The organism is Agathobaculum massiliense (assembly GCF_900291975.1).
Classification (GTDB): Bacteria; Bacillota; Clostridia; order Oscillospirales; family Butyricicoccaceae; genus Agathobaculum; species Agathobaculum ammoniilyticum.
In genome coordinates, this window is the sequence record NZ_OMPN01000001.1 from 1,290,741 (window position 1) to 1,303,046 (window position 12,306).

Below are 12,306 nucleotides of genomic sequence, written 5' to 3' on the forward strand. Positions count from 1 at the left end.
TCTTTCTTTATCATCATACGGCGTGATGCCGTTATGACACACAAACAGATGCCTCACTTATTGCCTTTTCCCGCATATTTTGCCATCAGGTTGTTGAGTACGCGTTCATAAACAATTGCAAACAGAATTACAAAACCGACTACCGCCTGTTGCCAGTTGGTCGATACACCCATGATGTTCATACCGTTTCGGATAAACATAATGATCATTGAACCGATCACCGTATTGACAACCGAACCTGTGCCGCCGCAAAACGCGATACCGCCGATCAGCGCGGAAGCGATCGAATCGTTTGTCAACGTGCCTCGGATACTGGGATCGGCCGCATTCAGGCGCGCCAGATACAGGATGCCGGTCAGCGCGGCCAGCAGGCCGTTTGTGACATAAACGCCGAGGATAACCCCATCAGAGTGCATGCCAGACAGCTTGGTCGCCTTTTTATTGTGGCCCAAGGAGTAAAGCGTACGGCCATAAATTGTGCGACGCGTCAGGAAATACAGCACCGCGAACACAAGGAACGTGACCAGCGCAACATTCGGGATACCCGGGATCAGGTATCCGTTTACGATACTGCGGAAGCCGTCCGAAAAGCCGTAGACATACTCGCCGTTACATACGACATAGGCCAGGCCAAGCGCCATAAAGTCCACACTGAACGTTGCGATAAACGGTTCGATCTTTACCTTGCTGATCAGCACGCCATTGAACAGGCCGAATCCAAGTCCCACACCGAACGCAACCACAAGCCCCATAAAATAATTCCCTTGCTGGAAATAGGACGCGCTCAGATAACTGGAAAGAACCATGGTGGACGACATCGAGATATCAATACCGCCCGAGATAATGGCAAGGCTCATGCCGAATGCCATCAGGATCGTGAATGGAGTCTGCTGGAACACAACCTGTGTGATATTATCGACCGACAGGAAAGCCTCCGGCCGGAGCAGGGCGAAGCCCACGCATACAACCGCCAGGATCAGGAAACGGGAGAGCAGGTCGATCTGGTTTTTCTTTTTAACCGACATTGTTGTATACCCTCCTCTGCGCCTTGATATTCTTCCTGTGGTCGTTGACCACATCAATAATGATCAGAGCAACGATCACAAAGCCGGTGATCGCCTTCTGCCAGGTGGCAGGGATGCCAACCAGGCTGAGGCCGCTCGCCAGAATCTTCATCAGCAGCGCGCCGAGGATCGTGCCGCCAATGCCGCCTTTGCCGCCGATGAACGGCGTGCCGCCAATGACGATGGCCGCCATTGCGTTGAATGTATAGTCCACACCCACTGCCGGACTGCCTGAATTGGTCATGCAGGCGATCAGCACGCCGGCCAGCGCCGCAAACAGCCCGCTGAGCGCATAAACGATAATCGAAGTCTTGACCACGTTGATGCCGCTCACAGAGGCTACAGCCTGCGAACCGCCGAGCGCGAAAACATCGTAGCCGAATTTAGTCTTCTTCTGTATCCATACCATCAGCGCCGCCAGGATGACCGTGATCCAGATCACAACGTAGATACCGGCAATCTTTCCGTTGCCGATCCAGTTGACGATATCGTTCTTGATCGCCACGGTATTGCCGTCCGTCGTTACCAGCGCCAAGCCGGCAAAAACGCTCATCATACCGAAAGTGACAACCCAAAAGTCAAAATTACATTTGGCAATCAATAGCCCGTTGATCACACCGACCGCAATACCGATCAGCAGCGGCAGCAGCAGAGCCAGCGCGACCGGCACGCCGGCGTTATACAGCACCACCACGGAGACTGCAGCCATTGACACCACCGAACCGACCGACATATCAATCTTACCGATCAGGATGACCAGTGTGAAGCCCAGCGCCGCCATCAGCAGTGTGCAGGTGTTGCGGAAAATCATCATGATATTGTACGAGGATAAAAAGCGTTCGTTGGCCAAGCCAAACAGGACGAACAGCACGATGTTGCCGATCAGGATACCGGGGATGTTCAGCTTTCTCAGCCCTGCCAGCAGACCTGCCGCGCCCCCTTTCTGCGATTTATTCATTCACCGCACGCTCCTTTCCTCCAACAGCGAAGCGCATGATGGCCTCCTGCGTCATATTCTCGCGCGTCACCTCGCCCGTGATCTCGCCATCCTTCATGACATAGACACGGTCGGAGATGCCGATAACCTCGTTCATTTCGGAGGAGATCATCAGGATGCCGTACCCCTCCCCGACAAGGCGGTCGAGCAGCTTGTATATTTCGCTCTTCGCGCCGACGTCGATGCCGCGTGTCGGCTCGTCAATGATCAGAAATTTACAGCCGGTTTCCAGCCATTTGCCGATAACGACCTTCTGCTGGTTGCCGCCGGACAGCTCTCCGACCAGCTTTTCCGCGTTCGGAGTCGCGATACGAAGCTCCGCCACATATTTTTTGCCGATCTCGTCCTCCGGCCCCGAGCGCAGGACGCCACCCTTAAACACCTTTGTCAGGCTTGCCGCGACCAGATTTTCCTTGATGGGCATCTGCAGTACAAGCCCCTCAGCCTTGCGGTCCTCGGAAAGATAACCCATGGAGTTACGCACGCTCTTTACAGGGGTAGTCCGCGTGATTTGCTTGCCGTATAGCGTATAGCTGCCGTGTTCGATCGGCTCGTCCCCGAACACAGCCTTGGCGATCTCGGTACGTCCCGCGCCAATCAGACCGGACAGCGAAACGATCTCGCCCTCGCGCACATTTATATTCACGTTGCGGAAGCGCCAGCCGGAAAGGTCCTTTGTCTCAAAGATCACCTTGCCGGGTTCGCGGTAATGCCGTTCGTACATGTTCTCTATCTTGCGGCCGACCATCATGGAAATCAGCGTGTCCAGATCCATATCCTCTACATCCACCGTATCGATGTACTGTCCGTCACGCATAACGGTGACACAGTCCCCAATGCGCTTGATCTCGTCCATACGGTGCGAGATATATATGATCGCCACATTGTCTCTTTTCAGCTTTTCCACAATCTCGAACAGCTTATCGATCTCACGATCGGTCAGGGATGAGGTCGGCTCATCCATAATGACCAGCTTAACCTCCTTGGAAAGCGCCTTTACCACTTCCACCATTTGCATCTGAGCGATACTCAGCTTTTTGACCAGGATGTTGGGGTCCAGATCCAGTCCCAGGCGGTCCATCAGCTCACGGCTGTCCTTTACCATCTTTTTATAGTCGATTACGCCCTTGAGACCTTTTACCATCGGCTCGTGGCCCAGATAAATGTTCTGCGCGATCGTCCGTTCCGGCAACAGGTTGAGCTCCTGGTGGATCATGCTGATGCCGGCCTCCATGGACTGGCGGACATTGGTGAAATTGACCTCCTGTCCGTCATACCAGACCGTTCCCTCATCCCTGGTGTATACGCCGGAAATAATCTTCATCAGCGTGGATTTACCCGCTCCATTTTCACCGAGCAGGATGTGGACCTTGCCCTTTTCACAGGTAAGCTGAACTTTGTCAAGCGCCAAAGTGCCCGGAAAACACTTCGTAATCCCTGTCATGCGCAAGATCACGTTATCTTGTTTTACGTCCACTGAATTACCTCCTTGTCCTTAATCTGGCGTGCGAGCCAACTGATTCATCCTTTCGTTTACCAGAAGAATCGCCGTGTTATCTCTCTGCTTGAGCCCCATGGCGATCAGGCTGTTGTACATCTGCATGGTCAAGCTGGCGGTCGGCAGGTTTGCGTCAACCTGCTTTGCCAGTTCCATCGCCATACGCATGTCCTTGTGCATGTTATAGCCGGTCGAGGTCGGCGTGAAATCCCGCGCTTTCATGGTATCTGCCTTATAGCGCAGAATCGGCGCGGCGGCAGCGCTGTCCCCGATGAGATCGATCATTGTCTCCCAAGGGAGCCCCAGCTTTTCCCCCAGCACCAGTCCCTCGGAAAAGGACTGCAGCGCCTGCGCCAGCATCATATTAATGATGATCTTCATATATCGGGACTGCTCGCCGTCTCCCAGCCAAGTCTGGCGGTCGCCCAGGACCTTCAGATACGGCCGACAGGTCTCAAATACCTGCCGGTCGCCCGATACCATGATGCCGAGCGTTCCCGCCGCGGCAAAATGAGTACTGCCTGTCACTGGCGCGCGAAGCAACCAGCCGCCGTTCTTCTCCATCCGTTCTGCCGCCCTCGCAGAGGAATCCGGATCCACCGTACTCATATCAACCACTATTTTCTCCTGCAGGCTGGCCTTATCCAGACCGTCCGGCCCAGTGATTACATCCAGCAGAACCTCCCCGTTAGGGATCATCGTGAAAATGATATCCGCCTGCTCGGCCACCTCACGCGGGTTATGCGCCAGTCTTGCGCCAGTCTCCATCGCGTAACCGGACAGATCACGCCGGCCCGAGCCGCATATCGTTACCGGATAGCCAGCCTTGCAGAGCCGCGCAGCCATCGGGCCGCCCATCGCTCCGGTGCCGATCCAGCCCAGCCGCTTCGTGCCGCTCACAGCGTCAACACCACTTTCATCGTCCCCTCCGGCACGCGCGCAGTCGCAAACGCCTGCGCCGCCTCCCCGATGGGATAATAATGGCTGATCAGCTTATCCGCAGAGGCCGGATTTTTGCACAGGAATTCCATCGCGCGCGGGAAATCGCCCGTGCCGCCGATCGAACCGATGACTGTCAGCGACTTGGTAACGATCAGCTTTTGCGCGATCTCTACCTTGGCGATCATTCCGACGCAGCCCAGCACACCGCCCGGCTTTACCAAGTTGAGCGCATTGGCAAATACCGGCGCGACTCCCGTCGTTTCGATCACCACATCGTATTTCGCCGCAGCATACAGGGAAGCGTAATCGCCGCCCTCGCTGCTGGGCGCAAGCTCCTGTGCTGCGGGGATACGCGCGCCTTCGCCGCGTGCCAGCGCGGTGCGCGATTCCGCCAGATCGTATAGTTCGGCTTGCCTGCAGTTTTCCATATGCAGCAGAAGCATCAGCGCGCTCATGCCGATCACACCGCCGCCCAGTACCAGTACGCGCTTATCCGCGAAACCGCTGGGGACCGCTTTGCGCACTTTTTCCACTAAGTGCGCCGCGACCGCAACCGGCTCGGAAAGGCAGAGATGCTTGATATCCAGCCCCTCCGGCGCTCTGTATAAGTACATTTCATCACGCAGAATATAGTCGGCCGAAGCCCCGTCAACCGTGATGCCGAACTTTTCAATATGCTGGCACAGGTTTTTGTCCACCTCGCAGGACGGACAGGCGCCGCAGTACCGCGAGCAGTCACCGGTCACGACATCGCCGACCTCGACGCGGGTCACTTCGCTGCCGACCGCCTCCACCACGCCCGACCATTCGTGTCCGAACCGCATGGGATAGCTGTGCGGCCCGTTATAGGTGCCGTTGAACAGATGGATATCCGAGCCGCAGATGCCGACATAGCGGATACGGACCAGCACCTCGCGCCCCTGTGGGACCGGTTTTGGGCCTTCCTGCGCCTCCACGCATTTCGGCTCCTTCAAAATATACGAGATCATTCGTTTTCCTCCTCGCCGTTGGGATGGATGACCACCTTGACCGCGCCGTCCTTATGGTTGATAAAGGTGTCAAACGCCTGCTCCGTCTGCTCGATGGGGAATGTGTGTGTGACCAGACGCCGAGCGTTGACCTTGCCGTGGCCGATCATCCCTAGCAACGGCAGCGAGCAGTTCGGATTCGCGCGCACACCCTGAACCGTGATTTGGTTCTTTACCATATAATAAAGAGCTTCCTGTGTGGTCGGGACCTTGGGATACGCGATCACACCCACTTTGCCGTTTTTCGCGGTCATGCGGATCAGCTCGTCGAGCGTATCGCCGGCGCCCGCGCAATCAAAGCTGCGGTCGGCACCCCTGCCGCCGGTGAGCCGGCGCACCTCCTCCACAACGTCCGCAACCTCGGTCGTCTCGATCGTATGATCTACGCCCAACTCTCTGGCGACAGAGAGGCGGTCATGATCCCTGTACCCGATCACTATGGTTTTGGAGCCCATGGCCTTCGCCATCTGCGCCAGCAGAATTCCCATCGGACCAGGGCCGATCACCGCTGTCCAGCCGCCCGGCACAATGCCGATCAGGCGGATGCCGTTAAACGCCGTACCGCCGGTATCGATCATGGCGCCCTCATCATAGGTCACGTTTTCCGGCATGACGGTCAGCGCTTTCTGATCATAAACCTGATACTGCGCGTAGCAGCCGGGATGCGCATGCCCGTAATGGTGGTGGCCGGAATGCCCGTAATTCATACACAGATTATACAAACCCTGCTTGCACATTTCGCAGGTGCCGCAGCCGCTGTGCGCCTCGCCCGCTACACGGTCGCCGGGCTTCAGGTTGCTCACACCCTCGCCGATCGCGGCGACCCTTCCCGCAAACTCATGTCCAGCGATAAAGGGATAGTGCGGCGGCCAGCCGTCTTTGCGCACCTTTCCGGCGAAGATGCCGGGGTCTGATCCACAGATCGCGATCGACCGGATCTCTACCAGAACCTCGTTATAGCCCGGCTGCGGGATATCAACCAGTTCTACCTGATATTCGCCCGGCGCATGCAGCACAACGGCTTTCATTTTTTGTTCCATCAGCAATCCACCTCAGCAATCCCCGTTTGGATGAACGATGACCTTGAGCGCGCCGTCTTTCCGTCCGATAAAGGTGTCGAACGCTTCGTGTATCTGCTCCATGGGGAAGCGATGTGTAATCTGATCCTTTACGTTCAGGCTTCCCTGCGCCATCAGGTCAAGCACAATTTTGGAGCAGTTCGGGTTCGCACGCACGCCATGCAGTGTAATCTGGTTCATGATCAGCGACTTGAGCGCCGCCTCCTGCCCGTCTTTAGGCGGAATGCTGATCAGCGCCACATGGCCGCCCTTGCGCGCCATCTGCACGGATTCAAAATATGCCGTTGCATTGCCGGCCGCTTCAATCACCTGATGCGCGCCGCCACCGGTGATGCGCCGTACCTCCTCAACCGGATCGTCCACCTTTTCATAATCGATCGTATAGTCCGCGCCGAGCCTTGCCGCCATCGCCAAACGCTGGCGCCGGCCGATTACAATGGTCGCCGACCCCATGGCCTTTGCCAGACACATTGCCATAATGCCCATCGGCCCCGGTCCGATAATGGCGGTAAAGCCGCCCGGCTCCACGCCGGTCAGGCGCAGCGCGTTGTAAGCAGTACCCGCGGTATCCACCAGCGTCCCTTCGTCGTAGGTAACGTTATCCGGTAGCAGCGTCAGCGCTTTCTGATCATACACCTGATACTGCGCGTAACAACCCGGCGAACTATGCCCGTAGTGATGATGCCCCGCCGCCTGATTGCCATAATTCAGGCACAGGTTATAATAACCCTTTTTGCACATTTCGCAGGTGCCGCAGCCACAATGCGCTTCACCTGCTACCCGATCGCCCTGCTTGAGGTTGGTCACGCCCTCTCCCAGCGCTACAACCTGCGCCGCGAACTCGTGTCCGGCGATAAAGGGAAAGTGCGGCGGCCAGCCGTTCTGCAGCACCTTTCCATTAAAGATGCCGGGGTCCGACCCGCAAATCGCAACCGCTTTCACCTCTACCAACACTTCGCCGCGTCCCGGATGCGGTACAGGGACCCAATCCACGGAGAATTCTCCCGGCGCGTGTATCTGCACGGCCCTCATTTTCTCCTCCATCGCTTTAGACGCATCTCCTTTCTCCATGCACCGGCCTTCGCGGCCAAACTGTATGGTACAGACAGCCTATCATATTGCCATAATAAAATAACATCTATCTCACTGTCACTTTTTTGCATATGTAGAATATACTGGTTTTTCCTGCTTTTTTGGCATTTGAATGGCATGCCATATAAATGCCATTTGATTCCTCCGTCTTTTTTAGCGCCTCCCCTCTGTGTAAGACTATAATTCCACATTTCAACCAAAAAATCAAGTGTCTAAAACCTCATTTTTCATTCAATAAGCCACAAATTTTCGCTTCGCCTATTGTGCGAAAATCACAAAAATGAATTTTACCTCTTTATTTTTCCTTTTTCCTATTGATAAAACAAAGGAGCGGGCGTATAATGCAGCCAAAGTGGCATGCCATTGACATGTCATTTGCTGATCCTATCTATCACACCAACGATCCCATTCCATTTACAAATTTTAATACGAAAGGCAGGTACAAAAAGATGAGCAAATGGGAAATTCCGGCGAAAGGCGGGAATATGGAAGCGGACAACGGTATCTATTATCAGAACATGACGCGCAAGGAAGTGAGCGAGCGTCTGGAGAAGAACGACGTGATTCTGATTCCAGTAGGCTCCACGGAGAACCATGGAGCAAGCGCGCCGTTTGGAGAGGATACCTATCTTGACACGCGGCTGTGCGAGCAGGTGGCAAAGGCGACGGGCTGCACAGTGGCGCAGCCGATCTGGTACGGCTCCCACCCGTATCACCATCTGGGGCAGAAAGGGACGATCATCATTCCCGAGGAGACGCTGGCGGATTACCTTGTGTATGTGTTCGCGGGCTTCTGGAACGCGGGCTTCCGCAAGATGATCGTGGTCAACGGTCATGGGCAGGATTATGTGATCCCGCTGGCGATCCATAAATTCGGGAAGAAGTTCCAGGTGCCGTCAATCATCCTGTACACACACTTCTGGAACTGCGCCAAAGAGCAGCTGGACACAAAGGACAGGGGCGGTCCGTACGATACGCCGTTCGTACACGCGGATGAAGTGGAGCAGTCGTGGTCGCTGGCGCTGTTCCCCGAGCTGTGCAAGATGGAGTATGCGGAGAAGGTAGAAGCAGCGCCGATGCTGCCCAAGGGACATATCAACAACTCGGCGGAACGCGGGAGCGGCCCGATCAAGTGGTACAATGCGCTGGGCTCATGCGGGATGGAGTGCATCTGCCAGCCGCAGGGCGTAATCGGAGACGCGAAGCTGGCGGATCCGGAAAAGGCGCGCAAGGGCATTGAGATGACGCTGGACTATCTGGAGAAGCTGGTAAACGACATTCTGGAGCGCTACCCTGCGGGTCAGCTTCCGCCGACCGAGCTGATGACCCAGCGCGATCCCGAGGCGGTACGCGCCGTCCTCGCCGGCGAGCGCCATATCTATACCCTCGCATACGATTGACCGGAGGAGAGTGAGCGAACATGAAAAATCTGCTCGCCATCACGGCGATCACCAGCGGAGCCCCGCGCGCGCCGCTGGTGCTGCGCGGCGATCTGGTGAAGGCCGTCGGGCAGGCTGCGGATTGGGGGTATGACGCCATCGAAATCCACATCATCGACGCGGGCGATTTTCCGCTCCCGCTGATGAAAGACGCATGCTCCCGTTATGGCGTCAAGGTTTCCGCTATCGTCACCGGTCAGATCTTCACCCGCCGGAACCGGTGCATCACCTCCCCCGATCCGGCGAACCGCGAAGCCGCTATGGCCGAAGTAAAGGCCTATATCGACATCGCCGCCGCGCTCGGCGCGACGGACGGCGTCGTGATCGGCTGGGTAAAGGGCAACCGGCCGGATACCCAGCAGGAGGAGTTCGACCGCCTGCTGGCCGGCCAGCTGCGCGAGCTTGGCGCCTATGCCTCGAACAAGGGCCAGCGCATCCTGGTCGAGGTCATCAACCGGTATGAAACCAACCTGTTCAACACCGCCGCCGAGCTGCGGGAATTTCTGGACAAATGGGAGCTGCCGAATTGCTGGGTCCATATGGACACGTTCCATATGAATATCGACGAAGCGGATATGCCGCAGGCAATCCGCACCGCCGGCGACAAGCTGGGCTATCTCCATGTTGCCGATTCCAACCGCTTGTATCCCGGCGCGGGGCATTTGGATTTTGCCCCTATCCTTGCCGCGCTGCAAGAGGTGGATTACCAGGGGACCATCTCGCTGGAGTGCATCCCCGAGCCGGACAGTATGACTGCCGGCGTCCGCGGCATGGCATTTCTGTCAAAAGCCGTGAAATGTTCTTGACAGTACTTGGAGATTATAATAGACTAATTTTAGCAATTCGATGCAAAATAACAAAATTATGGTCTCCTAAAAGGCTGTGAAGAATGGTGAAAACGAATGGAATTTTTTGACGAAGGCACTGCAAACGGCGAAAGCAAATCGGAATTTGTATATCGGGTCCTGCGGGATAATATCCTCAACGGCACTTATGGCCCCGGCGCTGCGCTGTATATCCGCGAGCTCAGCAGCCAGCTTGGGGTCAGCCGCACGCCTGTGAAGGAGGCCATCAGCCGCTTGGCGTTTGAGGACTATGTCGAGCTGCTTCCCAACCGCTGCGCCATCGTCTCCAGGATCAGCGCTACCGAGGTCATCGAATTGCTGGAACTCCGGGAGAGCCTGGAACGCTCCGCCGCCTACTATGCCGCGCTGCGGCATACCGAGGCGGATATCATGGAGATGCAGCAGATCCACGATTACCACCGAACGATACCGGCTGAGCAGAAAGAGGCTGTGGCGGAATGCGACCAGCGCTTCCACATGGCGATCGCCAAGGCCACCTACAACCGCCAAATGTATCAGACGATCGAAAAGGTGTTTACCAAGCTGGTTCGCGTATCCGTCGCGATTTCCCAGGCGCGCCTCCCCGACTCCCTCGTACAGCATACCAACATCCTCAACGCCATCCGAGAGGGCAACGCAGAGGCCGCGCGCCGCTACATGTCGGAACACGACCAGGATATCCTGACCTCCGTAAAGCTGTTCCAGTATCAAAATATCCATTTGTTCCGCTCGTAACCCTTACATCCATAAAAAGTTCCAGATTCCAAACGGATCTGGGGCTTTTTTTGTCTTTCCGCGCATTACCGCGCCGCGTTTGCGCGCGAACAAAGGAGAAATTGAAAATGGAAAAACTGATTGACCTTCTTCCCTCCCTGCAGGACAAGCTGCAGGACAAGCCGCTCGCCCTGTACCCCGAATCCTGGAACCAACTGGAAAACGGCCAGCTCTGCATGGCGGATTTCGGCTCTTACGACGCGATCCTTTTCTGGGGCAGAAACTGCCCGTTTCAGGCCGACGAAGTCGTGGAAATAGACCAGCTCCCACTCGCCAAGGTCCCCCTGACCCACGAAACCGCGGTCTGCCTGCACCATCTTCTGCCCTTCACCGCCCCGCAGCCGGTCCTGGGGCAGGACCGCAGCTTTGGCATGGGCGACCGGCTCGGCATCGCCACCCTGGGCCATATCCATGCCATCCGGAAATATGATGTGTACCCGATTTTTGCCCAGCAGTCCATGCGCGAGATCAAGCTGATGAACCGGACCTATGACGACGTGCTGGACCGCGTGACGTTCCAGGTGCTGCAGGCTGGCTTCAAAAAGGGCTACGGCGCGGACGGCGACCACCTCAAGTCCCTGGAGGAGGTCAGATACGCGATCGACTGCGGCTATACCATGATTACCCTGGACTGCAGCGAGCATATCCGCGGCGAGGCGGCGTCCATGTCCGGCATGGAGCTGGAAGCGCTGCGCCCGCTCCCTGCCGCGCTGGAGCAGGAATATCTCGGCCGTTCGTTCCAGCTTACGGGCGACGTTTCCGTCCAGTTCACCCGCACCACCCTGCACCAGGCCTACCTGATCTATGGCGAGGCCATTTCCTTTGCCAAATCGATCTATGACGCCTGCATCGCCGGTTCCAGCGTGGAGCTCGAAATTTCGATCGACGAGACCGAAACACCCACCACGCCCGCGCAGCATTTCTTTGCCGCCAATGAGCTGAAAAAGGCCGGCGTGGTTTTCAAAACCATGGCGCCCCGCTTCTGCGGCGAATTCCAAAAAGGCATCGATTATATCGGCGACCTCGCGCAGTTTGACGAGGAATTCAAGGTGCATGTTGCGGTGGCCGACCATTTCGGCTATAAGATCAGCGTGCATTCCGGCTCGGACAAATTTGCAGTCTACCCCTCCGTCGGCCGCATGACGCACGGGCGGTTCCACGTCAAGACCTCGGGTACCAGCTGGCTGGAAGCGCTGCGCCTGACCGCGGTCGCGGAACCCGCGCTCTTCCGCGAGCTGTACGCCTATGCCATCGGCGTATTTCCGGAGTCGCGCGCCAATTACCATGTTTCCACCGAGCCCGAGCAGATCCCCGATATCTCCGGCATGGCGGACAAGGATCTCCCCTCCTTGCTCAATCTGGCCACATCGCGCCAGCTCCTGCATATCACTTACGGCAAAATCATGAACGAAACCAATCCGGACGGCTCGCTCCGCTTCAAGGACCGCCTTTACCGTTTCTGGCGGGAGCACCGCGCGGAATACGACAGCATTCTCGAGCGGCATATGGACCGCCATCTCAGCCTATTGATGCCCCATATGTAACTTT

The 12,306-nt window shown here is 56.6% G+C and carries 11 protein-coding genes; 4 read left to right on the forward strand and 7 right to left on the reverse strand.

What is annotated here, in order from left to right; all coding sequences use genetic code 11:
- Nucleotides 1-53 precede the first annotated feature (53 nt).
- Genes DBQ51_RS06695 through DBQ51_RS06725 form a run of 7 tightly spaced genes read right to left on the reverse strand, consistent with a single transcriptional unit; the run spans nucleotide 54 to nucleotide 7,679 of the window.
- Entirely contained in the window at nucleotides 54-1,025 is a 972-nt protein-coding gene (locus tag DBQ51_RS06695) for an ABC transporter permease (protein ID WP_054328199.1), read from the reverse strand.
- Nucleotides 1,015-2,022, reverse strand: a complete 1,008-nt coding sequence (locus tag DBQ51_RS06700) for an ABC transporter permease (RefSeq protein ID WP_054328198.1) — start codon at nucleotides 2,020-2,022, stop codon at nucleotides 1,015-1,017. Before DBQ51_RS06700 ends, DBQ51_RS06695 begins: the two co-directional genes overlap by 11 nt.
- Complete coding sequence (locus tag DBQ51_RS06705; RefSeq protein ID WP_242977849.1) at nucleotides 2,015-3,538, reverse strand: sugar ABC transporter ATP-binding protein; 1,524 nt, start codon at nucleotides 3,536-3,538, stop codon at nucleotides 2,015-2,017. The genes DBQ51_RS06700 and DBQ51_RS06705 overlap by 8 nt, the downstream gene beginning before the upstream one ends.
- 18 nt (nucleotides 3,539-3,556) lie before the next feature.
- The gene (locus tag DBQ51_RS06710; protein ID WP_107631084.1) at nucleotides 3,557-4,459 is read right to left on the reverse strand and encodes an NAD(P)-dependent oxidoreductase; all 903 of its coding nucleotides are present in this window, start codon (nucleotides 4,457-4,459) and stop codon (nucleotides 3,557-3,559) included.
- Nucleotides 4,456-5,490, reverse strand: a complete 1,035-nt coding sequence (locus tag DBQ51_RS06715; RefSeq protein ID WP_107631085.1) for a zinc-dependent alcohol dehydrogenase — start codon at nucleotides 5,488-5,490, stop codon at nucleotides 4,456-4,458. Before DBQ51_RS06715 ends, DBQ51_RS06710 begins: the two co-directional genes overlap by 4 nt.
- A complete protein-coding gene (locus tag DBQ51_RS06720; RefSeq protein ID WP_107631086.1) occupies nucleotides 5,487-6,569 on the reverse strand; it encodes a zinc-dependent alcohol dehydrogenase in 1,083 nt (360 codons plus the stop codon). The genes DBQ51_RS06715 and DBQ51_RS06720 overlap by 4 nt, the downstream gene beginning before the upstream one ends.
- A gap of 12 nt (nucleotides 6,570-6,581) precedes the next feature.
- Nucleotides 6,582-7,679 (reverse strand): zinc-dependent alcohol dehydrogenase, encoded by a 1,098-nt coding sequence (locus DBQ51_RS06725; protein WP_242977850.1) that lies wholly within the window; start codon nucleotides 7,677-7,679, stop codon nucleotides 6,582-6,584.
- 470 nt (nucleotides 7,680-8,149) lie between these two features.
- Here DBQ51_RS06725 and iolN point away from each other — a divergent pair, with 470 nt between their 5' ends.
- From iolN to DBQ51_RS06745, 4 genes are all read left to right on the forward strand, one after another.
- On the forward strand, nucleotides 8,150-9,100 hold the full coding sequence (gene iolN / locus DBQ51_RS06730; protein ID WP_107632144.1) for a 3-dehydro-scyllo-inosose hydrolase: 951 nt from the start codon (nucleotides 8,150-8,152) through the stop codon (nucleotides 9,098-9,100).
- 20 nt (nucleotides 9,101-9,120) lie between these two features.
- Nucleotides 9,121-9,945, forward strand: a complete 825-nt coding sequence (locus DBQ51_RS06735; RefSeq protein WP_054328191.1) for a sugar phosphate isomerase/epimerase family protein — start codon at nucleotides 9,121-9,123, stop codon at nucleotides 9,943-9,945.
- 96 nt (nucleotides 9,946-10,041) lie between these two features.
- On the forward strand, nucleotides 10,042-10,719 hold the full coding sequence (locus DBQ51_RS06740) for a GntR family transcriptional regulator (protein WP_107631088.1): 678 nt from the start codon (nucleotides 10,042-10,044) through the stop codon (nucleotides 10,717-10,719).
- 107 nt (nucleotides 10,720-10,826) lie between these two features.
- On the forward strand, nucleotides 10,827-12,302 hold the full coding sequence (locus DBQ51_RS06745) for a tagaturonate epimerase family protein (RefSeq protein ID WP_054328189.1): 1,476 nt from the start codon (nucleotides 10,827-10,829) through the stop codon (nucleotides 12,300-12,302).
- Nucleotides 12,303-12,306: the final 4 nt, after the last annotated feature.

Coding starts and splice junctions, on each gene's coding strand:
- DBQ51_RS06740 (WP_107631088.1), top strand. CDS start 10,042: ATGGAATTTTTTGACGAAGGCACTGCAAACGGCGAAAGCAAATCGGAA.
- DBQ51_RS06695 (WP_054328199.1), bottom strand. CDS start 1,025: ATGTCGGTTAAAAAGAAAAACCAGATCGACCTGCTCTCCCGTTTCCTG.
- iolN (WP_107632144.1), top strand. CDS start 8,150: ATGAGCAAATGGGAAATTCCGGCGAAAGGCGGGAATATGGAAGCGGAC.
- DBQ51_RS06700 (WP_054328198.1), bottom strand. CDS start 2,022: ATGAATAAATCGCAGAAAGGGGGCGCGGCAGGTCTGCTGGCAGGGCTG.
- DBQ51_RS06720 (WP_107631086.1), bottom strand. CDS start 6,569: ATGGAACAAAAAATGAAAGCCGTTGTGCTGCATGCGCCGGGCGAATAT.
- DBQ51_RS06735 (WP_054328191.1), top strand. CDS start 9,121: ATGAAAAATCTGCTCGCCATCACGGCGATCACCAGCGGAGCCCCGCGC.
- DBQ51_RS06745 (WP_054328189.1), top strand. CDS start 10,827: ATGGAAAAACTGATTGACCTTCTTCCCTCCCTGCAGGACAAGCTGCAG.
- DBQ51_RS06715 (WP_107631085.1), bottom strand. CDS start 5,490: ATGATCTCGTATATTTTGAAGGAGCCGAAATGCGTGGAGGCGCAGGAA.
- DBQ51_RS06725 (WP_242977850.1), bottom strand. CDS start 7,679: ATGGAGAAAGGAGATGCGTCTAAAGCGATGGAGGAGAAAATGAGGGCC.